The 25,767-nt window shown below is 73.2% G+C and carries 14 protein-coding genes and 1 pseudogene; 8 read left to right on the top strand and 7 right to left on the bottom strand.

Going from position 1 to position 25,767, the window contains the following annotated elements; translation table 11 throughout:
- The 3 genes and pseudogenes from ACFQ6N_RS04780 to ACFQ6N_RS04770 all read right to left on the bottom strand — a co-directional run.
- On the bottom strand, positions 1-746 hold a 746-nt coding region (locus ACFQ6N_RS04780; protein ID WP_380646871.1), incomplete at its 3' end, for an SAM-dependent methyltransferase.
- The gene (locus ACFQ6N_RS04775) at positions 743-1,201 is read right to left on the bottom strand and encodes a DUF2064 domain-containing protein (RefSeq protein WP_380646878.1); all 459 of its coding nucleotides are present in this window, start codon (positions 1,199-1,201) and stop codon (positions 743-745) included. The genes ACFQ6N_RS04775 and ACFQ6N_RS04780, both read right to left, overlap by 4 nt.
- 198 nt (positions 1,202-1,399) lie before the next feature.
- A pseudogene (locus ACFQ6N_RS04770) lies at positions 1,400-2,098 on the bottom strand (glycosyltransferase family 2 protein); the annotation flags it as partial.
- A 193-nt stretch (positions 2,099-2,291) separates the two neighbouring features.
- Here ACFQ6N_RS04770 and ACFQ6N_RS04765 point away from each other — a divergent pair.
- Complete coding sequence (locus tag ACFQ6N_RS04765; protein WP_380646870.1) at positions 2,292-3,050, top strand: response regulator transcription factor; 759 nt, start codon at positions 2,292-2,294, stop codon at positions 3,048-3,050.
- On the top strand, positions 3,047-4,231 hold the full coding sequence (locus tag ACFQ6N_RS04760) for a sensor histidine kinase (RefSeq protein WP_380646869.1): 1,185 nt from the start codon (positions 3,047-3,049) through the stop codon (positions 4,229-4,231). The genes ACFQ6N_RS04765 and ACFQ6N_RS04760 overlap by 4 nt, the downstream gene beginning before the upstream one ends.
- A gap of 2 nt (positions 4,232-4,233) precedes the next feature.
- Here ACFQ6N_RS04760 and ACFQ6N_RS04755 read toward each other — a convergent pair whose 3' ends face one another.
- On the bottom strand, positions 4,234-5,289 hold the full coding sequence (locus ACFQ6N_RS04755) for an NAD-dependent epimerase/dehydratase family protein (protein WP_380646868.1): 1,056 nt from the start codon (positions 5,287-5,289) through the stop codon (positions 4,234-4,236).
- Positions 5,290-5,794: 505 nt separating this feature from the next.
- Between ACFQ6N_RS04755 and ACFQ6N_RS04750 the strand changes: the two genes are divergently transcribed.
- Genes ACFQ6N_RS04750 through ACFQ6N_RS04725 form a run of 6 tightly spaced genes read left to right on the top strand, consistent with a single transcriptional unit; the run spans position 5,795 to position 19,812 of the window.
- Complete coding sequence (locus ACFQ6N_RS04750) at positions 5,795-9,892, top strand: DUF6603 domain-containing protein (protein ID WP_380646867.1); 4,098 nt, start codon at positions 5,795-5,797, stop codon at positions 9,890-9,892.
- A gap of 6 nt (positions 9,893-9,898) precedes the next feature.
- Positions 9,899-12,097, top strand: coding sequence for a hypothetical protein (locus ACFQ6N_RS04745; RefSeq protein WP_380646866.1), 2,199 nt, complete (start codon positions 9,899-9,901; stop codon positions 12,095-12,097).
- A gap of 9 nt (positions 12,098-12,106) precedes the next feature.
- Entirely contained in the window at positions 12,107-16,324 is a 4,218-nt protein-coding gene (locus tag ACFQ6N_RS04740) for a discoidin domain-containing protein (RefSeq protein ID WP_380646865.1), read from the top strand.
- A gap of 44 nt (positions 16,325-16,368) precedes the next feature.
- Positions 16,369-16,872 (top strand): hypothetical protein, encoded by a 504-nt coding sequence (locus ACFQ6N_RS04735; protein WP_380646864.1) that lies wholly within the window; start codon positions 16,369-16,371, stop codon positions 16,870-16,872.
- 56 nt (positions 16,873-16,928) lie between these two features.
- Positions 16,929-18,275: a discoidin domain-containing protein gene (locus tag ACFQ6N_RS04730; RefSeq protein WP_380646863.1), complete on the top strand. Its 1,347-nt coding sequence runs from the start codon at positions 16,929-16,931 to the stop codon at positions 18,273-18,275.
- A gap of 55 nt (positions 18,276-18,330) precedes the next feature.
- Positions 18,331-19,812 carry a hypothetical protein gene (locus tag ACFQ6N_RS04725; RefSeq protein ID WP_380646861.1) on the top strand — a complete coding sequence of 494 codons (1,482 nt, stop codon included), beginning with the start codon at positions 18,331-18,333 and terminating at the stop codon, positions 19,810-19,812.
- 97 nt (positions 19,813-19,909) lie between these two features.
- Here the strand turns inward: ACFQ6N_RS04725 and ACFQ6N_RS04720 are convergent, their stop codons facing one another.
- The 3 genes from ACFQ6N_RS04720 to ACFQ6N_RS04710 all read right to left on the bottom strand — a co-directional run bounded on the left by ACFQ6N_RS04720 (position 19,910) and on the right by ACFQ6N_RS04710 (position 25,700).
- Complete coding sequence (locus ACFQ6N_RS04720; RefSeq protein WP_380646860.1) at positions 19,910-20,440, bottom strand: hypothetical protein; 531 nt, start codon at positions 20,438-20,440, stop codon at positions 19,910-19,912.
- Between the two features lie 156 nt (positions 20,441-20,596).
- Entirely contained in the window at positions 20,597-25,201 is a 4,605-nt protein-coding gene (locus tag ACFQ6N_RS04715; protein ID WP_380646858.1) for a tetratricopeptide repeat protein, read from the bottom strand.
- A 169-nt stretch (positions 25,202-25,370) separates the two neighbouring features.
- The gene (locus ACFQ6N_RS04710) at positions 25,371-25,700 is read right to left on the bottom strand and encodes a trypco2 family protein (protein WP_380646857.1); all 330 of its coding nucleotides are present in this window, start codon (positions 25,698-25,700) and stop codon (positions 25,371-25,373) included.
- Positions 25,701-25,767: the final 67 nt, after the last annotated feature.

The raw sequence follows: 25,767 nt of genomic DNA, 5'->3' as shown, positions 1-25,767 counted from the left end.
GTGTTGGGGCCGGGGGGGGGGGCGGCCCCCCCCCCCCCCCCCCCGCCGGGGGGGGGGCCCCCCCCCCCCCCCCCCCCCGCCCCCCCCGCCCCCCCCCGGCGCAGGGCGAGGAAGCGCCGGGCGTGGGAGGTCCACCGTTCCGCCTCGACGAGCCCGGCGCCGCGGGCCCGTCGTACGGCGGCCCCGGCACCGAGGCGCGCCCAGGCGAAGGGCGGCCCGAGCCGTCCGTCCGGGCCCTCGACCCGGACGGTGACGTGCTCGTCGACCTCGCGCGGCTCGACCTCCACCAGCAGCACGCCGTCCGGCGCGATCAGTTCGGCCGCGCGCCGCAGCAGGGCCTCCGGGTTCCCGCCGATGCCGAGGTTGCCGTCCGCCAGCAGGGCCGCGCCCCAGCGGCCCTCGGCGGGAAGCCGGTCGAACACCGACCGGCACAGGGCCGCGCCGCCGAGGCCCAGGGTGCGGGCGACGGCCGCCGGTGTGACATCGACGCCGAGTGCCGGGACGCCCATGGCGAGGAGCGCGGCGACCAGCCGGCCGGGCCCGCAGCCGAGGTCCACGACCGGCGCGGACAGCTGGAAGCAGCGCATCAGCAGGCTGTGGTCGCCGCCGGCGGCGGGTGCGCACCAGCGCTCGATGTCGAGCGGGATCCGGCGCCCGTCGTCGTCGCGCAGCCACAGCGGGCCGCGCCCGGTGCGGACGGCGTCGGCGAACGGGTCGTCGGTCCATGCCGTCGCGGTACCGGTCAACCCGCCACCCCGGGAGCTGCCGAGAAGGAGCGCAGGCCGGCGGCGAACCGGCTCAGCGGTGCCTGGGAGGCGACCAGCCGGGCGTCCTCGATGGTGTCCACATCGGTGGCCTCGGGAAGCCGGTGCACGGCCAGGCCGGCCGCCGCGAGCCGGTCGAGGAGCACCTGCCCCGTGCCCGGGGTCGACATCGGCACCCCGAGGAGGAGCCGTCGGGCGAGCTCCCCGGTCGGCCGGGCCAGGCCGAGCGCCCAGAAGCCGCCGTCGGACGCGGGCCCGTACCAGGCGTCCGTCCCGGCCCGGCCCGCCGGCGAGAGCGGCTCCGCCAGGGTGGCCGCGCTCAGCTGCGGGGTGTCCATGCCGACCAGCAGCGCGGGCGCGTGCGGGGCCAGCCGGGAGGCGTGGCCGAAGGCCTCCGCCAGCCGTGTGTCCAGCCCGCCGCCGCTCTGCGGCAGCACCTGCCACCCCGGCGGCAGCCAGCGGCCGGGCTCGCCGTCCAGGACCAGCAGGCGCCGTCCGGCCGGCACGGTGGCCAGGGTGTGCAGCGTGTCGCAGAGCGAGGCCTCGGCCAGTGCCGCCGCCTGCCGGGGTGTGCACGCGGGGACGAGCCGGGTCTTCACCCGGCCCGGCACGGGCGACTTGGCGATGACCAGCAGGGTCGGCGGCGGGGCGGCCAGTACGGCCCGCATGTCCCGGACCGCCTGCCGGGTGCCGCGCACCGTGCCGGTGACCTTCGACCGGCCCGCGCGCGGCAGGTAGTCGACGGGCGTCTCGGCGATCCGCATCCCGGCGGCCGAGGCGGCGAGCACCATCTCCAGCGGGTACCCGGAGCGGCGGTCGCCCAGGCCCAGCGCCAGCAGGCGCTCCCGTCGGGCGGCCCGCATCGGGCCCAGGTCGTGCAGCGGGGCGCCGGTGCGCGCCCGCAGCCGGCGGGCCAGCACGGTGTTGGCGAGCCGTGCGTGCGCGGGCCAGGCGCCCGCGGTCACCGGCCGGCGGCGGCCGAGCACCAGGTCCGCCGTGCCGTCGGCCACCGGGGCGGTGACCCGGGGCAGTTGGGCGGGGTCGAGCGAGCCGTCGCAGTCCAGGAAGCAGACCAGCTCGGCGGTCGCGGCGAGGAGTCCGGCGTGGCAGGCGGCGCCGAACCCGCGCCGTGGCTCCTCGACCACGGTCGCTCCGAGCGATCGGGCGAGTTCGGCCGAGCCGTCCAGTGAGCCGTTGTCGACGACGATCGCCCGCCAGCCGGGAGGGATGCGCCCGAGCACCCAGGGCAGCGCCCCGGCCTCGTCGAGGCAGGGCAGGACGACATCGACACCGGACGGGCGAGGGGTGACGGAGGCAGGGGTAACGGAGGTCACGTCGGCCACGCTAAGGGCGGGTCGCCCCGGGACGGTGGTGCCGCAGCCTTACGGAAGTCGAACGTCGCGCCGACGGACCACCGGGCACCATCGGGGGCCCGCGCCGGTGCGGACCTGCCCCAGGATCTTACGGAGGTCGAACGGGGGAGCACGGCGGCGTCCGCACCGGCGCGGCGCACCTATCCTCGGTGGGGTGAACGAGCCCTCCGCCACCGCCGGACCGTCGGCCGCCGGCCGCATCCTGGTGATCGACGACGATCCGACCGTGGCCGAGGTCGTCGTCGGCTACCTCACCCGGGCCGGCCACCACGTCGACCACGCCGCCGACGGCCGGCAGGGGCTCGACCTCGCCCGCGCCCACCGCCCCGACCTCGTGGTCCTGGACCTGATGCTCCCGGGCATCGACGGCCTGGAGGTGCTGCGGCGGCTGCGCGACCGGGACACCGGCGCGCAGCTGCCGGTCGTGATGCTCACCGCCAGGGGCGACGAGGCCGACCGCGTCCTCGGCCTGGAACTGGGCGCCGACGACTACGTCACCAAGCCGTTCAGCCCACGCGAACTCGTCCTGCGGGTCCAGTCGGTGCTGCGGCGCTCCCGGGTCGGGCCGGCGGCGGCCAGCACCGCGGCCGGGCCCGTCCGCTCCGGGGACATCACCCTCGACGGGCCGGCCCGTCGCGCTCACCGCTCCGGGCGGGAACTCGCCCTGACCGCAAGGGAGTTCGACCTTCTGGCCTTCCTCCTGCGGCACCCCGGGACGGTGTTCTCCCGCCAGGAGCTGATGGCCCGCGTCTGGGGCTGGGACTTCGGCGACCTCTCCACCGTCACCGTCCACGTGCGGCGCCTGCGCGAGAAGGTCGAGGACGATCCCGCCGCCCCCCGGATGATCAACACGGTGTGGGGCGTCGGCTACCGCTACGATCCGGCGCACGGCGCCGGGGAGGACCGCGCGTGAAGGACCTGCTGCTGATCGCCCTGTTCGCCGCCCTCGGCGCCGGCGGGGCGGGCCTGCTCGGCTGGCCCGCCATCCGGCTCCTGCGCAGGCGCTCGATGGCCCTCTCACTGTTCTGCGTCGCCGCCGTCACCGTGCTCGCGGTCACCTCCGGCACCCTGGCCGTCGCACAGGCCATGTTCCTCTCCGGCCACGACCTCGGTGTCGTGATAACGGTGCTCGCCATGGCCGCCGTGGTGTCCCTGGGCACCGCCGCACTGCTGGGCCGACAGGTGGTCGCCGGCAGCCGGGCCCTGACCGAGGCCGCCCGGACCGTCGGCAGCGACACCGGCTTCACCGCGCCCGTCCACCCGCTGGGCCGCGAACTGGCCCAGCTCAGCGAGGAACTCTCCACCACCAGCGCCCGGCTCGCCGAGTCCCGGGCCCGCGAACAGTCCCTCGAACAGTCCCGGCGGGAGCTCGTCGCCTGGATCTCCCACGACCTGCGCACCCCGCTGGCCGGGCTGCGCGCCATGGCCGAGGCGCTGGAGGACGGCGTCGCCGAGGAGCCCGACCGCTACCTCCGGCGGATCCGCACCGAGGTCGAGCGGCTCACCGGCATGGTGGACGACCTCTTCGAGCTCTCCCGCATCCAGGCCGGGACCCTCTCCCTCTCGCTCTCCCGGGTCTCCGTCTACGACCTGGTCGACGACGCGCTGGCCGGTGCCCACGCGCTGGCCCGTCAGCGCGGCGTCCGGCTCGAAGGCCGGCAGGTGGAGCCCGAACCGGTCGAGGTCGACAGCCGCGAGATCACCCGGGTGCTGGGCAACCTGCTGGTCAACGCGATCCGTTCGACCCCCCAGGACGGCGTGGTCGCAGTGTCGGCGCGGCGGGAGGCGGACGAGGTGGTGCTCTCGGTCACCGACGGCTGCGGAGGCATCCCCGCCCAGGACCTGACCCGGGTCTTCGAGACCGGCTGGCGCGGAACCGCGGCCCGCACGCCCCGACCGGCCGACCCCGGCGAGCGGTCCGACCGGTCCGACCGGTCCGACCTGTCCGGCCGGTCCGAGGCCGGCGGCAGCGGCGCCGGCCTGGGCCTCGCCATCGTCCGCGGCATCGTGGAGGCCCACGCCGGGCGTGCCCGCGTCCACAACGTGGCGGGCGGCTGCTGCTTCGAGATCGCCCTGCCGTCCGCCCGGAGCTGACCTCAGACCCGCAGCGGTGCGGCGGCGAACTCCGCCATGCCCCGGTCGAACGGGACGCGCGGCAGCCAGTCCAGCTCGGCGCGCAGCCGGTTCGAGTCGGCGGTGACGTGCCGCACGTCGCCGATCCGGTACTCGCCCGTCACCGTCGGCGCCGGGCCGCCGTGGGCCGCGGCCAGCGCGGCCGCCATCTCGCCGATGGTGCGCACCTCGCCGCTGCCCACGTTGTACGCCCGGACGCTGCCCGGCGGCCGGTCGCCCACGGCCGCCAGCGCCGCGAGATTGGCGGCGGCGACGTCCTCGACGTGGACGAAGTCCCGGCGCTGGCCGCCGTCCTCGAAGACCCGGGGCGCCTCGCCCCGGGCGAGGGCCGACCGGAAGAGCGACGCCACCCCCGCGTACGGGGTGTCGCGCGGCATCCCCGGGCCGTACACGTTGTGGTAGCGCAGCGTCAGGAGCGCGCCGCCGCAGGCACGTGCCCAGGCGGCGCCGAGGTGCTCCTGCGCGAGCTTGGTCACCGCGTAGACGCTGCGCGGGTCGGCGGGAGCGCTCTCCGCGACCAGGCCCGGCCGCAGGGGAGCGCCGCAGGCCGGGCAGGGCGGCTCGAACCGTCCGGCGTCCAGATCGGCGGGCCGCCTCGGCCCCGGTGCCACCTCGCCGTGCTCCGCACAGTGGTAGCGCCCTTCCCCGTAGACCACCATCGATCCGGCGAGGACCAGCCGGCGGACACCGGTCCGCGCCATCGCGGCCAGCAGCACGGCCGTGCCGAGGTCGTTGCAGCCGACGTACTGCGGCGCGTCCCCGAGGTCCAGCCCCAGACCGACCATCGCCGCCTGGTGGCAGACCGCGTCCACCCCGGCGAGCGCCGCCCCGACGGTCGCCGCGTCCCGGACGTCCCCGTGCCGGAAGTCGACACCCGCGGGCAGTGCGGGCGCCCGCCCCGCCGGATGGACCGCAGGCAGCAGGGCGTCCAGGACCCGCACCCGGTGCCCGGCCGCGACCAGGGAACGGACCACGGGCACGCCGATGAAACCGGCACCGCCGGTGACCAGGATTCTCATACCGCCGACGCTAGCGGCCGATCGGCCCCGCGCCCCGTCGACACGGGACGGCGTCACGGACCGGTAAGACGCGGGTGCCGTCCCGTGGGACAGCTTCCGAACGGGCTCCTGGAGGCCGCCGAGGACACGGGGGCGGGCGTCGGGCGCACGTTCGGAATGAGCGTCGAGCGACAGGCTCGTTTCGGCCGTGCGTTGGCGAAATATCACGTTGAGGCACAAGATGATCACTGATTGTGATGTGATCGGTTCCTGTCAGATCGGCGGTCCTGACGGCGATGATCCATGCCTGCCTGATCTGCACGGGCTGTTGGGGGCCGGCACGGGGCCGGCGTACCGCGAGCCGGCTCTTCGGCTCGACCGACCACGACCGCGGGTGGCCGACGTCGGCCACCGGACCACCGCTCCGGCGACAGTGCTCCGCCGGAACCGGGGGACGGCCGGCGAGCCGATCCTTCCCGGGTCACGCAAGGACCCGGGTAGTCGCACAAGCCGAGGAGGCTGGACAGTGGCCGAGCGCATGAAGCTGTTGCTCAAAGGACGCGGTGGCTATCCGTTCGCGGATCCGTTGGTCAACCGCAATCCGGACGACCTCGACCAGCCGCAGCCGGCCGGGGGGATCAAGCTGGCACGCCATCACGTGATCCCCTTCGAAACGCTCGTCAAATCGTGGAACGCGGCCGTCGAGAACGGGTACAACAAGAGCCCCGGTCTCAGGGCCGCGCTGGTGAAATTCGTCGACACCGTGGTCGACAAACTTGAGACCCTGGACTACACGGACCAGGAGAAGCTCAATTTCCCGCGTATCAGGGAGTTCGCGGAGACGTTCAGGGACCCTGGCTCCGAATTCGGCGACGACGGCATCACCCCGGAAGGCCTGGATGACATCCACAGCATCCTCACCTGGCTGCCGGGAAACCTGTTCGTCGGTCCGGACAATCAGAACCGGACCGACGATCCGGGCCCGAAAGTCGAAAGCGGCAGCGCACGGATCATCGGCCAGGAGACGCTTGCCAAGCGGACCGCGGCCTTCGGCAGCCTGGACAAGTTCAGCAAGAAGCCAAAGGGCGGGGGGATGGAAGAAGACGGCGTGCAGGGTTTCAAGGGCCTCGTCGAGGCGTTCACCCCGAACCGGCTGTGGCCGTTGAAGAACGCCGACTGGGAGAAGGTGGGCGCCAAGTACCGCGTCCGGCCCGTCGGAGTCCTGGCCGGCACGGCGGCGGAGCCGTCGGCCCCCGCGCCGGAACCGGGCCTGCCGCAGGAGGTCGATTTCGTCGTCATCGGCGGTATCCGGCTGGATCTGGACATCTGGTCCGACGAGAGTGGATACCGGTTTCGCGGGGTGACCGCGGAGAACATCCGGATGGCCGACCTCCTCGACTGGTTCGGCGAGAACTGGGGAGTGGCCGGTGAAATCCCGGAGGGCCTGCGGAGCTTCGACCTCCAGTACCTGACGATCGAGGTGCTGACGATCCCCGGAGGCTCGGAGGAGTGGGAGTTCACCGCCGCCACCGAAGTCCGCCTCGGTGGCACGGTGATGGACCTGCTCGTCGGTTTCCGGCGTTCGACCCCGGCCGGCGGCGGGGCCTCGACGTTCTCGCTGTCCGCGGACGCCGGCTTCACCGCGGCCGTCGAGGGCGCGGAGGCCCGGCTGTGGTTCAGCGGCGCGATCGCCAGGACGGGCTCAGGGGTCTGGGAACTGGCCGCCTCCCTGGAGAGCGAGGGCCAGGCCCTGACGCTGGGCCACCTGGCCGCGGCGTTCGGAATCGACGTCCCCGCGGACCTGGAGCCGTTCGTTCCGTCGTTCGGCTCGGTGTCGTTCGTCTACCGGCTTCCCGTGGGGACCGCCGCGCCGGGGTCGCTGGTGGTGTCGGCGGTCGTCGGCCGGGTGGGGGTGGTGGTGGCTTCGGTGCCCGACGGCACGGGGCCGGGGGTCGCCCGTCTGGTGGCGGTCCGGGGGGCGGTGGGGGCCCGGGCGTCCGATCTGCCGCTGGTGGGGGAGAGCATCCCCGCGGATCTCGACGTGGTCGTGACCGGAGTGAACTTCTGCTACCCGGACCGCGTCTGGCCGGTCGCCCAGGTCCGGGCGCTGAACGCCGTGGTCGCGGGTCTGCCCGGGGCCGCACAGGGGCTGCTGCCCGTGCTCCTGGACGAGGCGCTGCAGCGCGGCCTGCTCGTCTGGGGGCTGCTGACGATGGGCGGTCAGGCGCTGCCGCCACTGGTCCGGCGGCCCGGCGGCACCGGGGCCGCCGCCCTGGCACAGGGTGGGACCGATGAGCCGGTGCCGCCGGACACGTCCGGGGGCGCGGTCGTGCTGGGGCACGAGCGTGCCGTCGTCGCGGGGCGGCAACGCGGCGATTCGGCCCAGGAGCTGGACCAGGTCTTCGGGCCGGTGCGGATCCGCCGGGTGAGCCTGGGCTACGCGAAGGGCCGGCTGTTCGTCGCCTTCGACGCCACCGTGGCCGTCGGCCCGCTGGTCGTGGACCTGGTCGGTCTCGGTCTCGGGATCGACAAGGACTTCGGTGTCTTCCCGGTGCTGCAGGGCGCCGCCGTGGAGATGGTGTACAAGGGACCGCCGCGCGTGGAGATCGCCGGAGCGTTCGTACGACTCGACCTGGGGCCGGACTTCGACGTGGCGATGGCCGGTGCGGGCCGCGTCGACATCCAGAACCTCTTCGCGCTGCAGGTGGCCGGCAGCTGGGCCCGCAACCGCGAGGGCTGGACCTCACTGTTCGCCTACGCCGAGCTGGTGGCGGGCCGGACCAGCGTCAACGGGCTGTTCGCGATCGGCCCGGTCACCGTCACCGGTATCGCGCTGGGCTTCGGCATCAACAGCACCGTGCGGATCCCCACCGTCACGGACATCCAGACGTTCCCGCTGGTCAAGCGCCTGGGCACGGCACCGTCGACGCCCGGGGACGAGGTGCCGCCACTGACCCCCGGACAGGCGCTCGCCGAACTGGTCGGGCCGGGAGGCTGGGTGACCCCGGCCCAGGGCCGGTACTGGATCGCGGGCGGCGTCCAGTTCACCGTCTACAAGTTCATCGAGGCCCGCGTGCTGGCCCTGGTGGAGTGGGGCCAGGGCGGCTGGAAGGCCATGCTCGCGGGCAGCACCACCCTGTCCCTGCCACCCACCGTGCCGGGCAAGGACTCGCGCGAGGCACCCTCGCTGCCGGACGCCGGGACGGCTCTGGCCTCCATCGGCTCGATGGGGCAGGTGATCGTCGACTTCGTGTTCGTCTACGACTCGGCGCTGGGGCGCTTCTCGATGGACGCGGTGATCGCCAAGGGCTCCTACATCCTCGACCCGGCCGCCGAGCTGACGGGCGGCATCTCCCTCTACGTCTGGGGCAAGGACCTGCCCGAGCAGGGGATCGGCAAGGGCTTCGTGCTCTCGGCGGGCGGCTACCACCCCCGGTTCCGCCTGCCCGCGTACTACCCCAGGCCCCCGCGGATCGGCATGGTCTGGGAACGGGGGCCGGTGACCTTGAAGGCCCAGGCCTACGCGGCCCTGACCGACGGTGCGTTCATGATCGGCGGATCGTTCGCCGCGGTCTACGACCAGGGCCACAACATCCAGCTGCAGGCCTGGTTCACCGCGCACCTGGACGCGCTGGTGCAGTGGAAGCCCTTCTACGCCGACCTCGCCCTGGGGCTGAGCATCGGCGTCGCCGCCACCGTCAAGGTCCTCTTCGTACGGGTGCGCGTCTCCCTCGAAGTCGGGGTGAGCCTGCAGCTGTGGCTGCCTCCGATCGGCGGCCGGGCGAAGGTCAAGGTGTGGTTCATCTCCTTCACCATCGGTTTCGGCGCCGACCGCCAGGGCCCGCCCCCCATCCCCTGGGAGCAGTTCCGGATCCAGCTGCCGGCACCACTGCGCACCGCGCCCAAGGACGGCTGCACCCTGCCCGACGTGACCGCCGGAGAGTCCGAGGCCCGCGCGGCGGCAGGCGCGCCGCAGCTGATGCGCATGGACGGGTTCACGGTCGCCGTCGAGTCCGCCGTGCCCGCTTCGAAGATCACCGTCGACGGGAAGCTCTTCGCGGGCAGCGAGGACGCCCGCGTCGACATCCGCCCGATGCGGCTGGCCGGCGTCGTCAGCGAGCAGCGCGTCCGGCTCCTGGACCCGCAGGGCGAATCCCACGACGTGACGTACTGGGAGGCGGCGGGCTGGAAGATCACCGCCGTCCGTGACGGCCTGCCGCAGGCCCTGTGGGGCAAGCCGCTGGCCCGCCCCGACCAGGCGCTCGGGCAGCCGGGCCTGGTCGCCGGCTGCCTGACCGGCCTGAGCCTCACGGTGCCGCCCCCGAAGCTGGGCCCGTCCGTGGGCCCGGTGTCCGCCGCAGCCCTGGACGTGGAGCCCGTCCTGCCGCCCGGCAACACTCCGCTGCGCGACACCGCGGTCGCGGGGAAGTCGCCCGTCCCGGGCAGCGTCGCGGCGATCACCGGCACCCTGACGCAGACCGCGACCACGCGCACCAAGGTGCACCAGGCCCTGGCCGCGCTCGGCGCAGCACCGGGCAGTGACGGCCCGCTCGACCGCTACGCCGTCCTGGCCGGCCGCACGTTGACCGATCCGCCCCTGCTCACCGCCCCCGGCACGAGGTGACCCGCCATGACCACCAGCCCTGAACTGAACGTCACGTTCTACGACCACCTGCAGCCCGTGGCCACCGCCGGCGTCTACACCGTCACGGCGGAGTACCACCTGACCAAGGACGGCGAGCGGGTCGACACCGACCAGGCCCCGCTGCCCGAGGTCGAGGACCGCTACGAGATCCGCGCGGCCCGGTTCTTCCTGGACCCCACCTCCGTCCACGCCGGCTACCCCGCCCCCGGCGCGACGGGCCTGTACACACACGTCCTGCCGCACATCACCCTGAACCGGGCGGTCCTGCCCTGGGAGCGGCAACTGCAAGGCGCCAAGGACTCGGCCCGGGCGCCGTGGCTGGCGCTGCTGGTCTTCGCCGAGGGCGAGGTCGACGACGACCCCGAGGCCCAGGGCCGGTTCACCCAGCGCACCGTCGGCACGCTGCGCCGCCCGGCCGAGGAGGGCACGATCGGGCCGGTCCTGACCGACAACACCGACGACGACGGCGAGTGCCGCACCATCGACGTGCCCGCCGAGGTGTTCACCGCTATCGTGCCGCGCGAGGACGAACTGTCCTACCTGGCCCACATGCGCGACGTGCGCACCGCACCGCAGTACCGCGACGACGGGGAGATCCTGACCGAGGGCCAGTACGCGGTGCTGGCCGCCAACCGCTTCCCCCGGACCCCGGGCACGTACGCCGTCCACCTGGTCTCCCTGGAGGGCTGGACCGGCCGTCTGGCCACCCTCCCCGGCGGCACCCGACGCGTACGGCTGTGCACCCTGTGGTCCTGGTCCTTCACCAACGACCCCGACGGCACCATGAACCCGGGCAAGCTGCTGCGCGGCCTGGTCGCCCCCGGCGACCACGAGCCGGAGAACCTCGCCCTGCGCCTGCCCGCCACCGGCCCGGCCGCCACCCCCGAAGAGCGGTACGCCGGGGAACAGCTGCGCCGCGGCTACACCGCCGTGCCCTACCGCCTCCTGTCGGGGGAGGACACCTACGCCTGGTACCGCGGCCCGTTCACTCCGCTGACCGCCCCGAAGGTGGACCTGGGGGAGGCGGACGGCCCGTACGCCACCGCCGACCACGCCCTGATCTACGACCGTGAACACGGCCTGTTCGACGTCAGCTACGCCGCCGCCTGGACGCTGGGCCGCACCATCGCGCTGGCCGACCCCGACTACAGCGCCGAGGTGACCGCCGCGCGCCGGGAGCTGTCCAACCGCGCCGCCACGCTGAGCGCCCTGGGGGCCGATCCGGCCCGCGCCCTCAACGACCCCGACGCTTTGCCGGCCACCGCGGCCCTGCGCGAGCTGGCCGCGACGGGCTTCGGCCGCGGACTGGTCGAGGCGCTGCGGGCCCCCCTGGTCGAAGAGCCGCCCGCACGCCGCGCGGTGCGCACCGCCCGCCCGGACGCGCGCGCCCTGCTCGCCGACGAGCGTGCCCGCCGGTCGCTCAGCGCGGTGGCCGCCGCCCGTACTCCCAGCGCGTCCCAGTGGCTGGAGCGCCTGGGCCTGCTCCGCGGCGTGCCGTTCAACCACCTGGTGCCCGACCCGCGGATGCTGCCCCCCGAGAGCCTGCGGGCCTTCCGCATCGACCCCGCCTGGATCCAGGCCCTGGTGGCCGGCGCCACCGACGTCGGCGCCCACACCTCCGTCGACCGCGACCTGGATCCGGTGCTGCGCGAACGCCTCGCCCGCACCCGCACCACCGAACCGCCGGTCGCCGGCCTGCTGATCAACTCCGAACTCGTACGCGCCTGGCCCGTCTTCGACCTCCTCGCCACCCGCGGTCCGGACCGCGTTCTTGTCCGCGAGCTGCGCCGCGACCACCTCGCCCCCGACGTCCTGCTCGTGCTCTGGAACGCCGTCCCCGACACGATCACCATCCGCGAACCCGGCCAGGGCATCCACTTCGGCATCAGTGGTGACGCGCAACGCATCAACCTGCGCCACCTGACCGGTCCCGATCTCGGCTACCCCACGGGGGCCCAGTTCCCCGCCCCCACCGCTCCCGACATCTTCGGCGCCCATCTGCGCCCCGGCCGGGACGGTGCCGAGGCGGACGTGCTGAACCTGCTCGGCGCCGACGGCCTGGTCCCCGCACTCGGCGCGGCCCTCCGCCCGGACGTCACCGGCGAACTGACCCCGAGTCAGTTCGCCCTCCAACTGGTCAACGCCCCCCTGGAGCAACTCCTGCTCCCCGTGAACAACGCCTAGGAGCAGGACGTGAGCGACACCGAACTGATCGTGCCCGTCGAGGTGCACGCACTGCTGGTCAACGAGAAGGTGCGCACCCTGCACCCCTTCTACCGCACCACACCCAGCTTCGACCACATGCTGGGAACCGAGCCGGAGGCCGGCCGGGGTGCCGCCGAACCCGAGCCGTTCACCGGCGGGAAGGACGTCAGCACGGACGACACCTTCGAGGGCGTCCACGTCCAGTGGCAGCTGCCCGAGGCGCTCACCGAAGGCTTCGTGGACGAGAGCACCGGACGGACCGACTACCCGCTGGTGCCCAACCGGTGGCTGGTCGTGCGCTACTCCCAGGTGCGGGGCGTGGGCAAGGCCGTCGGCTGGGTCGTGCACAGCGACTACCTGTACAGCGACGACGACGGTGACCTCTGGGACGGCCAGGGGACGATCAACAGCTTCCTCGACCTGCGCGGGGAGACCCCTCAGGTCGACTGGCTCGGCCGGCTCCACGCGCTCGCCGACGGGCCCTGGCACGAGCCCGAAGCCCGCGAACTGTTCCTGACCGCGGTAGGCGCGGGCCTGCCCACCTTCGCCGCCTACCAGCCCTACCACGAGAACGTCTTCTCCCTCCACGACGACCTCCAGGACCTCAGGGACCCCAGCCAGGGCGACAGTTACCCGCCCGACGCCACACTGAGCTACCTGGTCGCCGGCTGGTACAGCGACCCCGCCGAGGACATCCTCGCCAAGGCGGCCGACATCCCCGGCCTGCTGCCCCCCGGCAGCGCCGGCACCCCGGCCGATGTCGTCGCGGCCCTGGGCTGGACGGTCGCCGGACGCACCGCCACCGTCACCGGCGGCCTGGGCACCGACGCCCCGCACGGCGTCGAGAGCATCCTCGACAACGACGAGGGCACCTACTACCGCAGCGAGAACGCCCCCGCGACGGGGGACCGGATCACCGTCGACCTCGGCAGCGTCCAGCAGCTCACCTCGCTGCGCGTGCTGCTTGGCGATCCGGACGGGCAGCACCTGCTCCCGAAGGTCCGCGTGCAGACCTCCGTGGACAACGAGAACTGGCCCGCCCAGTACCACCAGGACTACGAGGCCGGCACTCCCGTCATCGACTACCGGCCCCAAACGCCCTTCGAGGCGCGCTACCTGAGGCTGTACATCCTCGAAGCCGGCGCCGAACCGCTCTGCGTCCGCACCTTCCACAGCACCGCGGCCCCCAAGGAGCTGAGCCGCACCCTGTACAGCGGCACCGCCCTGGGCCTGGACTGGAAGCGCTTCGGGCAGGCGCCCGACGACGAGCGCCCGGTCGACGCCCCCCGCATCAAGATCGCCCTGGGGCACAGCACCGGCGAGGCCGCCTCCGCCCTGGTCCACCGGCAGACCCGCTCTCCCCGCACCGCCCGGCTGTTCAGCGCCCTGTACCACGGCACCCTGGACACCTTCGACGGCGCCGCCGGGGAGCGAGACCTGGAGGAGACCACCCACCGCTCCTGGTTCGCCGGCTCCGACGGCGGCTACACCTGGCAGATCGTCCCACGCCCCACCGACGGGCCCGACGCCTCCCGCACACCACGCGGCACCGACCCCGCCCCCGACTGGCTCGACCAGCTCAACAGCGACCAGGGCGCCTACGACGAAGCGCTGAACGACCTGAGCGCCGGGCAGTGGCGGCTGTGGTCCCTGTACTGGCTGCGCCACCTGCCCGAAGGCCAGCGCCCGGCGGACCTGCCCGACGATTTCGACGCCGCATGCGACTGGCAACTCGAGCCCGCCAACGACGGCCTGGCCACGTCGGTCGCGGCCGACCTCGCCAGGGTCGCCGGTCTGCGGGAGAAGATCCCGCAGACCGGCGACGGCCAGGACCCGCAGGAAGCCATCGACGCCTGGGCCGCCCGCAAGGGCCTGGCCGAGCACCTCCGGCTCAAGCGCCTGCCCCAGGACAGCTTCTACAAGCCCGCCGACCCGGTCCTGCTCGTCGAGGGCGCCGGCGGCGGCACCACGCCACTGGCCCGCGACAGCGACAACCCGCTGCCCTGCCGCCTGCCCTCCGACCTGCTGCGACGCGCCAGGATCGGCGAGACCTGGACGGCCCCGCCCACCACCCCGCCGGACCCGGGCACCACCGGACTGCCCGCCCCCTGCGCGGCCCTGCTCAAGGAGTTCGCGCTCCTGGACCAGGCCGCCCGCACCCCCGACGCCGGCCGGACCGCCCTGCACACCCTCACCGAGAACCCGGCCACCCACGCCGAGGGCCCCCTGGCCGAGTACACCGCGCCATGGCACCAGCCCTGGCTGCCGATGCTCCTGACGTGGAAGGTCAGCTTCTTCCCCACCCCCTACCGCACCGGCGAGGACTACCACTGGAGCTTCCAGGCCCCCGACCCCGCAAGCGGCCTGGACTCCTACAGCTACACATGGAACGGCGACGGCACCCTGCCCGCCGACTTCGAGAGCGAAGGCGACGTGCTGAACCGGCTGTTCCGCGGCCGCTCCTACCTCGCCCCCACCACCGTCTTCGTCGCCCGCGCCCAACTGGCCCGCTACCTGGCCACCTACCCCGGCGCCGACGCCGCCGGGCTGGCGACGCTGCGTCAGGACCTGGTGGAGCTCGACGTCCTCTCCCAGACCCTGGACGGGTTCAACGACTGGCTCCTGCAGCTCGACGGCGGTGCCCAGGTCCCCACCGAAGGCACCGTCGCCGCTCTGACCGGGGAGCAGAACCACGTCCCCGACGGTGCCGCGGGCCCCCACCAACAGCGCTTCCAGCCCGTGCGCGCCGGCCAGTTCTTCTTCACCGACCTGCGCATCGTCGACCGCTTCGGCCGCATCGCCGACCTGGTCACCTCTGGCGCCGGCGGCAACTGGTACGACCAGTACCCGGTCCGCGCCGCCTCGGTGACCCCCAGCCGGGACCTGTACACCAGGCCCGAGCTCATCAACCCCGAGCGCTTCATCCAACTCCCGCCCCGCCTCCTGCAGCACACCCGCCTCGCGTTCACCCCCGTCCCCGCCGCGCCCGCCGCAGCTCCCGTACCCGCCGCCGCTCCGGCCCCCGGCGCCCCCGCCGACCCCGTTCCCACGCAGGGCGAAGGCAGTCCGGTCGCGGGCTGGCTCCTGGCCAACTACCTGGACCAGACCCTGGGCGTCTACGGACCCGCCGGGCAGGCCCTGGGCGAACTACGCGTCATCACCACCAGCGAGGCCACCCGCGAGACCAGGTACAACCCGCTGCCCCACTCGCCCTACACCGGCCCGGACGACCGGCGGTTCACCGACCACCACCCCCAGCTGGCCGCCTTCCTGACCGCCCTGCTCGGCCACCCCGCGGACGCTTTCGAGGGCCTGCTCGCCACCATCGACACGAGCCTGCGGACCACCGTCGACCCGGCCCCCGAGGACGACCACCTGCCCGTCCGCCTCATCGGCCGCCCCGTCGCCCTGATCCGCGCCGACCTCGACCTGCAGCTCCAAGGCCCCCCGCTCACCGACCCCAGCTGGCACAACATCCTGCCCCGGCCGGAGGAGGACGAGGAGGGGCAGCCCGATTACACCGACGACACCTGGGCGATCCGCCTCGGCGACCCCTACGACCTGGACGACGGACTCATCGGCTACTACAGCGCCGACCCGGACCAGGACGTCGACTACTGCCGCCTGCGCGCCGTCCACCCCGTCGGGGACAGCGACTACATCCGGCCCGTCACCAACGGCGAGGACCTCGCCCTACCCGCCCGCGCCACCGGCCGCACCATCCGCCACGTCACGCTCCTCGCACACCCGCACGTGCCCGTCCACGCCACCACCGACATCCTGCCCGTTCACAGCCTCCGACTGGACGCCGACCTCGTCCACCAGGCCCTCGCCGACATCCGCGCCTCCTTCCGCCTCAACCCCCTGCTCGCGGTCACCCGCAGCGCCCGCACCGACGCCACCGTCCCGGGCGGGCACGGGATCAGCACACCGCAGGCCGGCCCCGTCGGGCCCGTCGGCGGCTTCCGGAACACGCCCGAGGACGACGCGCTGGTCATCCCCCCGCTCTCCGCCCGCTACGGCACCTGGACCTGGGCCCAGCCCCAGGCCACCGACACCGAGGACCTGGACTGGGACGAGCGCGGGCTGATCCCCGCCGACCACCTCACCCACCCGGACGACCCCAACCCCACCGCCCGCGCCGGCTACCTCCAACTCCACCCCGCCACCCCGGACCCCGAGGCCGAGCCCACACCCCAGCCCTGACCGCCCCCAGCCCTGACCGTCCCCCGCCCGAAGGACACCCGCGCATGCCCGAACCCGTCGCCACCGCCCACCTCACCTACACCCTCGTCACCACCCCGGCCGCGCTGACCCGCGCCACCCCCCGGCACCCCCGCCGGGGCCGCCTGAGCATCACCATCGCCCGCACCCCCGACACCCCGGGGCCGGCCACCTGCCGCAGCATCACCCTCGAAGTTCCCACCGGCATCCACGCCGAAGCCATCACCACCCAGCCCGAACGCATCGACACCGCCTACAGCGCCCCCCGCGGCCGCACCTGGCACATCCTCAAGAACACCGCCCGGCCGGACTGCACCGTCTTCACCTGCAGCCCCGAGAACCCCCGCCGCGAAGCCGTCTTCGACGACACCTGGGCCCTCACCCTCATCCTCGACAACATCCCGCTCACCGCCCTGCCCGGCACCACCACCGTGCGCATCACCGACGACACCGCGGCGGCATCGGCGCCCTACACCCGCCACAGCGCCGCACTGCCCGTCACCGTGCTCGCCGCCACCGACGACGCCTGACCCCAGGCCCTCTCCGCCCACCAAGCCCGCACGTGTCCGCCCTGGGAGGGCCTGCCGTGAATCCCACTGCCTCCGACGCCCCGCTGTCGGTCACCTCACAGACCACCCCGCCCGACCGCTTCACCGTCTCCACGCCCACCGAAGTCAAGCGCGGCACCGTCTTCCTGACCTTCGCCAAGCCCGCGGCGGCGCCGGACGTGACGTGCACCGAGATCAGCGTGTCGCTGCCCTGCGGGGCAGCGGCCACGGACCTGGTCAACGACGAGCCGCGCGCCAACCAGACGCTCATCGACGACTACCCGCGTGACAGCACCGGCGCGTCCTGGTCCATCCACCGGCTGCCGGCCGCCCCCGTGGCGACCGCTCCCGAATGGGGGGAGGCCCGCGACCACGAGTTCGCCAACATCTTCGACCCCCGGGACGACCTGTACTACCAGACCAGGGGACTCGTGCCGAAGGACTCCTCGCTGGTCGTCGACTACGGGACCGACCAGGACATCACCGACCTCGACATCGCGACCGGCATGACCAGCGGCCGCTACAAGGTCCAGATGCTCAGGCTGCAGGCGTCCATGGACGGGCTGCTCTGGCAGGACCTGGACGAGCATCCCGTCCAGGACACCTCACGCATCGAGCGTTCCTTCGATCCGCCGTTGCACGCCCGCTACCTGCGGATCCACACCATCGTCGAACCCTCGAACGAGGGCTTCGCCATCGTCCGGCGCTTCCTGGTCAACCAGGGCGGTCAGACGCGTTCCGAGGCGTCCACCGTGACCTTCGTGTGTACCCCGGACACCACGCCGGCGGTCTTCGACGACTCCCGCGACTTCACCCTGATCCTCTCCAACATCCCCATCAACAGCATGCCCGGCGCCGCCGCCCTGGAGATCGCCCAGACGGTCGTCACCGACGGCGGTGAAGCACGCCACACCTCCACCCTGGACGGGTTCGCGAAAGCCGACAACGCCTTCGTCTTCGAGAACTTCTCCAGCGAGCAGACCCGGGTCGAGAACGGCGGCCACGTCACGCTCCACTGGGCGGGGAGCCCGGAGAACACCGCCTACTACCTGTCCTGGGACGACCGCAACGAACCGATCAGTGTGCCCTCGGCCCGGGACTGCAGCTACGACACGGCGAACCTGCCCGACTTCGCCGGGCTCACCCGCACGACCACGTTCGTCCTGGACGCGCAGACGACCAACCCGTCAGGCCAGACCGTCCACCACTACCAGTCCACCACCGTGACCGTCGCGAACCCGGTGATCGAGGCCGGAAGCCTGACCGCCACCGACCACATCACGGTCCGGAACGACAGCGGGACCGACACGTTCCTCGCTCGCAGCCGGGACGTCACCACCTGGGCGCTCACCGCCGACTGCGAAGGAGACGTCACCATCTCCTGACCCTCCACCGGCAGGCCAGGTCATGCCACCACTCCCACCGGCCCCAGGAGTCGCCATGAACTCCCCCGTCCTCACCGTCGACCGGCTGCTGGAAGCCGCTCCCGACGACCCCGCCCCGCTGGCGGTCTCCACCGCCAGCAAGACCAAACTCGGCATCGTCAGGCTCAGGTTCACCAAGGCCGCCGGCGTCCCCGACGTCGAATGCACCCAGATCACCGTCACGATCCCCGTGGGCGAGACCGGCACCGATCTCACCGGGAACCCCGGCAACATCGACTACAAGTACGCCAGCAGCAGCGGGAACTGGAGCATCACGGCCAGCAGCGACCGCAGCCGCTACGTGTGCACCCCGTCCGGCCCGGGGAAGAAGTTCGTCTTCACCGACACCGCCTACTTCACCGTCATCCTCGACGCCATCCCGGTCGGCCGCCTGCCCGGCGAAGCGGCCCTGACCCTCACCGCCGCCACCACGACCGCCGCCACTATGACTGCCGCCACCACGACCGCCGCCACTACGACCGCCGCACCCGGCGAGGAGGACTGGACCGTGCCGATCACCAAGGCCGTCGACGACTTCTTCTTCTTCCGCGCCTTCTCCTGCGAACAACCGCAGATCCCCAACCCGGGCACCGCGATCCTGCGCTGGGAAGGCAGCGAGCACGAGACCGAGTACTGGCTCTCCTACGACGGCCGGGACCCGCAGCAGGTCACCGGGCAGAGCGCGCAGATCACCGGAATCACCGACACCACGACGTTCGTCCTCGACGCCCGGACCCCCGACCCGCAGACCGGGAAATTCGACCGGCACCACTACCTCTCCACCACGGTCACCGTCAAAGAACCCACCATCCTCGCCAAGGAACTCACCGCGAAGAAGATCAACGTTCCCGACACCCTCACCGCGGACGGCAGCAGCAAGACCACCACCCTCCACGGTCCCGCCACCTTCGAGGAAGACGTCACCGTCATGGCCAAACTCATCGTGAACGGCACCATTACCAACAAGGACGGAACCGTCCGGATCGACGCCGCCGTCTCCGCGACCGGCCTCAACGCCAACTCCGGGGAGATCCGCACCACCGGAAACCTGCGCTCGGGCGCGGCCACGGTCACCAGCCTCGACGCCCAGTCCGGGGTCATCAAGACGAGTGGGGCGCTCAACACCGGTGATGCCACCGTCGCGAGTCTCGACGCCAAGTCGGGGGCCATCAAGACGAGTGGGGCGCTCAACACCGGTGCGGCCACGGTCGCGAGCCTCGATGCCAAGTCGGGGGCCATCAAGACGAGTGGGGCGCTCAACACCGGTGATGCCACCGTCGCGAGTCTCAACGCCAAGTCCGGGGCCATCAAAACCACGGGAACCGTCTCCGACGGCGGCAGCGCGTTCCTCCGATTCGGCACGACGGTCGTCATCAGGAACCGCTACCACAACACCGAAGGCCTGAACGAGGACAACAAGCCGGACGCCAAGGTCTCGCTCAAGGCGATCACCACCAACAACGCGCGTTGGTGGTGGTACCTGGACCAGCCCAAGTAGATCCACTGCCCGGAAGCGGGCAGCAGACGACGCCGGGGACCCGGCACGGGTCCCCGGCCGGCTCATCGCCGGTCGCCACGGGCCGGGCCCGTCGGACTCAGCGATCGGCCTGGAAGCCGTTGATCTTGCTCAGCGGACCGTAGCTGCCGTCCTGGTAGACCGGCTGCGTCTGGACGTCCCCGATGATCTGGAACAGCTTCTTCGCCGGGTCCGCGGCGGTCGGGTTGCAGTTCGGGTACCCGACGTACCAGTAGATGCCGGCCACCCCGTCCCCCTGCACGGCCGGCGAGACCGTGGTGTAGAAGGTCACCACCCCGACCTTCGCGGTGTTCGGCCCGTTCGGATCGTGCAGCTCCCACGCACCGGAGACCGTCGAGTCCGAGGTGTTGGACGTCACGGCCAGCGACATGTCGTCGTTGAACCGGACTGCCGACACCCCGAGCCACTTGCTGATCACGTCATCGAACTGGAACGCCCGCGCCGGGTACGTGTAGTCCGCGACATTGCCGCCGCACTGCCCCGCCGCTCGCGTCGCCGCCTGCGCCGTACCGGTCTGCGCGAGCGTTCCCGCCACGGCGAGCACTGCCGCCACGGCGGCCAGCCGCCTACGAGCCCCTACGTGCTTCATGGTGTCCGAATTCCTTCGCTCGATCGATTCATTCGTCAGCGAATCACCGACGGAACCAACCTGCCCAGCCGCCACAACCACCCCAACCGCCCGGAACCGAACGGCCGACCAGGCCTACCCGGACGGAGTCCCGCCGCGGGCATCAGCCGGTGGCGTTCACGGGGTGTCCCGACGTGCCGCGGCGAGGAGTTCGTCCCGGGTCCGCAGGGTTCGTTCGAGGGCGGGCTCGCCCAGCGCCGGGTACTGTTCGGCGACCGGGCGCAGCAGGGTGATCGCCTCGTCCGTGGCGGCGAGGGCCGTGTCGAGGCCGGCGCCGGCGGACAGGCATACCTGGGCGTGCACGGTCAGTACGGTGGGCAGGGTGAGGTCGGTCGGCTGCCGTGGCGCCGTGCGGGCGAGGGCAACGGCCTCGTCGGTCGCCTCGCGGGCCTCGTCGGTCCGGCCGGCCTGGGCCAGGACCAGGCCCAGGACCGTGTTCGCGGTGACGAGGCCGGAAGCCGCCCGCTCGGGCTGGGACGAGTACATCCGACGGTAGGTGTCGGCGGCGGCGACGGCGTCGGGAAGGGCCTCCGGCCGCCCCAGGTCCGCCCGGACGCGGGCACGGGCGAGGTACGCCCGGCCGACGATGCCCGAGTAGGTCTCCAGCCCGGTGTCTGTGATCGCCTGGGCCGCGGCCACGGCCCGGTCGAGGTCCAGGAGTGAGGCCGGGTCTCCGAGCTGGTGCAGGGCGGAGCCCCGGGTGGTGAACACCATGGCTGTCCCGGCGTGCCGGGCCTGGTCGGTCTCCGGTAGGTGTGCGAAGCCGTCGGCGGCCTCCTCCAGGACCGCGAGCGCCTGGGTGTGTCGTCCGTCCGACCACAGGATGTCCGCGAGGGCGGCCAGCGCCAGTGCAGGGGCGGGCTGGCGGGCGTCCCGGTCCGGGGGCGGCAGGTCGCGCCACAGGGTGACGGACTCCGCGATGAGCCGGGCCGCCTCCTCGGGACGGCCCGACTCCGCCAGGGCCCCGCTCAGGTCGGCGAGTGCGGTGGCGAGTGCGGCCTGGCGATTCGCGGTGCGCTCGCTCGCCCATTGGCTGCGGTGGATCTCGACTGCCTCGGCGGCGATCTCGGCGGCTTCCTCGAACCGTCCTGCGGCATTCAGGCTCGTACTCAGCGAGTCCAGGGAGTCCAGCAGACCGGGGTGGTGCTGGGGGCCGTCGATCAGGGCCAGTGCGCGGCGGGCTGTCACGACGCTCCGCTGAGCGTCGAGCGATTCCTCGGTGCGGTGCGTCATGGAGAGAACCACGCCGAGCGCGGACAACATGTCGGCGGACTCCGGTTCGGCGGCGGTGAGGGTCGCGGCCTCGACGCCTTCTGCGGCGACCGCCGCGGCTTCCTCGTGCCGCCCGGCCTGGATCAGGCACAGGGCCCGCGTGGTCAGCAGCCCGGCCAGGAGCCGGCAGAAGCCGCGGGGGTTGGCGGAGGCCAGCTCCCGGGCCAGCGCGAGGCCTTCCTCCGAGGCCGCCGATGCTTCGGCGCCGCGGTGCGCCAGACGGTGGGCGGCGGCGATGTTGTTGAGGCAGCGCGCCAGATCGGGCCGGGCCGGACCGGCCAGGTGCGCGGGCCGAGCGCGGTAGATGCGGGCGGCGTGTTCCAGGTGGGCGAGCGATTCCTCCGGTCGGTCGATGTCACCGAGCCGCATCCCGAGGCTGCACAGTGCCATCGCGTGGTCGGCGGCGTAGGCGTCCGGGAGTTCGCGGTGCAGCTCGGCGTAGAGCGCGACCGAGCGTTCGGCGGCTCGGACCGCTTCCTCGGGCCGGTTCGCGTCGCTGAGGTGGTTGGACAGGGTGTTCAGGGACATGGCCAACTGGTCCCGTTGTGCGCCTGGCTGGTCCTGGCTCAGCAGCTCGCAGAGTCGCACGGACTCTGCGGCTGCCGCCATCGCCTCGGTGGCGCGCCCGACCCGGCTCAGTTCGTGGGACAGGGAGTTGAGCGCCTGCGCGAGACCGTACCGGTACGCGGCAGGGCGGTCGGCGGCGAGCCGGCGGCGGATGGCCACCGACTCCTCGGCTTCCCGCAGGGCCCCGGCGCTGTCCCCCGACTCGGTCAGGCAGAGCGAGAGGGTGCCGAGGAGCTCGGCGAGCAAGGGCTCCTGGGCGTCCGGAAACCGCCGGGCCAACGGGCGCAGCAGGGCGACCGCTTCCCGGGCGTGAACCAGGGCCCGGTCCGCGTCCGCGGCCTTGCGGTACTGCTGCGCCAGGTTGTTCATGCCCCTGGCGAGATCGGCCACCCTGTCCGCGGCGTTCGAGTCGGCGAGTGGTTCGCGGAGCGCCACCACCTCTTTCTGTAATGGCAGGGCGCTGAGCGGGTCGCCGAGCTCGTCGTGGACGCGGGCGAGGATGGCCAAGGCGATCGGCAGGTGCTCGGGTTTCTCGACCGCGCCCCGGCCCGCCAGTTCGCGGTACAGGGTCTCGGCGCGGGTCGCCGGGTGGAGGGCTTCCCGCGGCCGGCCGAGACTGGTGAGGATGCCCGCGCGGTTGGCGAGGCAGCCCGCCAGCTTGTTCCACAGGGCTGTCCCGTGCGGATCGTCCGGCCCGTGGGCCGCCGTGGCGGGTTCCAGCCACTCGATGGCCTCCTCGACCACGGCCAGCGCCGCGGCGTGCTCCCTCGCGTCGAAGTACCACTTGGACAGCTCGCGCAGTCCGGTGGCGAGAGCGAGCAGTTCCGGCCCGCCATGGCCGGCCTGTGCTCGCCGGAGTTCGACCAGGCGTTCCAGCAGTCGGATCGCCCACGGGCCGAGGCGGTAACTGCTGGCAGGCAACGCGCCCATCAGGCTGGTGAGCTGAGCGATTCCGACGCCGGGGGCGGTGAGCAGCGCGTCGAGCGCGTCCAGCAGCGGCTCGGGCCGCTCGACCTGCGGAGCGACCGCGAGGGCGGGCCCGGCCAGTCGGTCCGGGTGGTCGGTGCACAGCCGGGTGAGCACCGGGGTCAGTGCCGCCGACAGCGGCCGGTGCCCGGCCGCCCGGGCGAGCACGGTGAGCAGACGCTCGGCCCGCCCCGCGTCGAGGCCCGCGGCGAGGGCGGGCAGCAGGTGGCGGCGCTTGAGCACCCGCTCGCCCGCGAAGCGCTCGGCGAGCCGGTCGGGCTGGATCCCACCCCAGGGGCCGCCGCCGGACCAGTCCGGCGGGTATGCGTCGGTGAGCCAGTCGCCCACGTGCCCGCGCAGGCCCTCGTCGGCCAGCCCGCGTACCAGGCCCAACACGTCGTCGTCGGCGCCGGCCAGGGTGGAGACGGCCAACGCGTCCTTGAAGATCTCCGCCTCCGGTGCCAGGGGCGTGATGTTGCGGACGGCGAGCACGTGCCCCCAGTAGCGGTTCTCGTGTCTCAGCAGTCGACTCTCGACGTCATCGGGCCTCTCCGAGGGGCGGCGTACCAGCCCGGAGGCCCGGACCGCGGGCCGCGGGTCGACGGCCGGATCGATGGCCGGGTCGACGGCCGGGTCGACGGCCGGATCGATGGCTGGATCGATGGCCGGGAAGCCGTCCGGGTCGGCATCCAGCAGGTCCGCCAACGCGGTCATGTGCAGGGTCAGCATGTTGGCGAACCCCGGGTGGTCGAGGTCGGGGGCGGACAGCCCGGCCGCGACCGCAGGCCAGGGGCCGCCCAACCGCGCCGCGAACGCACCGGCCGCGTCGTGGTACAGCGCGGACCGGGCGCCTGGGTCCTCGGCCAGCGGGGGCAGCGCCACCGGCAGGTGGGCCCCGAGGAGATCCTCCATCAGACTGGTGTGCTGTCGGGCCTGCTCCCACCAGCCGCCGGCGGTCCTGGCGAGCAGCACCACCTTGAACGGCTCGTCGCGCCGGTAGGTCGCCTCCAGCAGCAGCGAAAGCTGGTCGAGCCGGTTCTCCGCGTAGTCGAGCACCACCAGCACGCGCCGGGCCGTCCGTTGCAGCAGGTGGACGGGCTGCGCGGCGGGGGCGTGGGACGTGCGGGACGTCTGGGGCGCGCGCAGCCACACCACCGCCCACCGGTCCTCGTCGGACGAGGTGAGTCGGGTGGCCAGCTCCCGCAGCAGCCGGGTCTTGCCCTCACCGCCGGGCCCGTGCACCAGCAGCGCGGCGATGCCGTCCTCCCGGCACCAGTCGACCAGCTCCTCCACCAGCTCCGTGCGACCGTGGAAGCCGACCGCCTCCCGCTCGGGCCGCAGCAGCACGCTCGGAGACCTGTCGGGACGGTCCGGAGCCGCCGGCTCATGGGCGATCAGCTCCTCGAACTCGACCGGATCCAGCTGCGTCGAATCCGCGCCGTACCGCGCCAGCGCCGCACGGAACTCCGCGTCGCGCAGCAGCACGTAGCTCGGCACCGCCTCCACCATGCCGTGCCCGGAGAACGGGACCTCGGCGGCGATCACGCCCAGCACGAAATCGCCCGACACCAGCGCGGCTCCCGACAGGCCGCCCCACGGCAGTCCCCCGCGCGACCACTCGGACACCGACTCGTCGAGGTCGGCCAGGTACCGGTCGGCGAGGTAACCGCTGCCGGGGTTGACCGTACCGCTGAGCTGCCGTACGTCCGCGACCTGCCGGCGCGTTCCGGGGTCCTGGTACTCCGCGATCCTGGGTGCGCCCGATGCCTGGCACGGCTGGTTCACCACATCGGTGACGAACTCCCCCCAGCGCGCCGCGGCCCCGCGCGGCTGCTGCCGGCGCGGGTCGTCGACGCGCACCAGCGCGGCATCGTCGCGCCTGCCCCCGGTGCCGCGCCACACCACGGTGCCGGTCACGGGGACCTTACCGGGCCGGCCGATCGGGATCTCCGAGGCGTCGCAGACGACATGAGCGGACGTCAGGACGAGCGCAGGGCCGACGAGGTACCCCGAGCCGCGGCCCGACGGGCCGTCAATCAGCACTACCCGGTCCTGTGCCATGGTTCCCCCCTGTCCGATACGCGGGTCAGCGACCGATGTGCCCCTCGACCGGGCCCAGCCCGGCCGGGCCGTCCTGCCCGGCATGGATCAGCAACGCGGCGCCGTCCGGGGCCTTCGGCGTCAGCGTGAACGACACCCGGTGCGTCCGTCCCCGCGACACCCCCGCCTCCGCCTCCGCCGATACCGCCCAGACCCGGAATTTCCCGCCCGCCTTGGCGTCGGCGCGCAGCTCGACCTCGAACTCCATCTCCACCGGGCCGACTTCGAACACCACGTCCTGGCCGGCCGCGCGCGCACTCGCCTTCAGCAACTCGTCGCGCACCGCCGCCACCGCATCCGCCAGTTCGATGTCCACGTTGCCATCCCCTCCCCGATCCACGTCCGACACCGGCAACGATAGGGATTGCCAGGCCGCCACACAG

This window comes from Kitasatospora sp. NPDC056446, from assembly GCF_042796115.1.
In the GTDB taxonomy this organism is placed as follows: Bacteria; Actinomycetota; Actinomycetes; order Streptomycetales; family Streptomycetaceae; genus Kitasatospora.
Note: the sequence above shows the minus strand (reverse complement) of the source record. Positions and strands in the feature narration are given on the sequence as shown.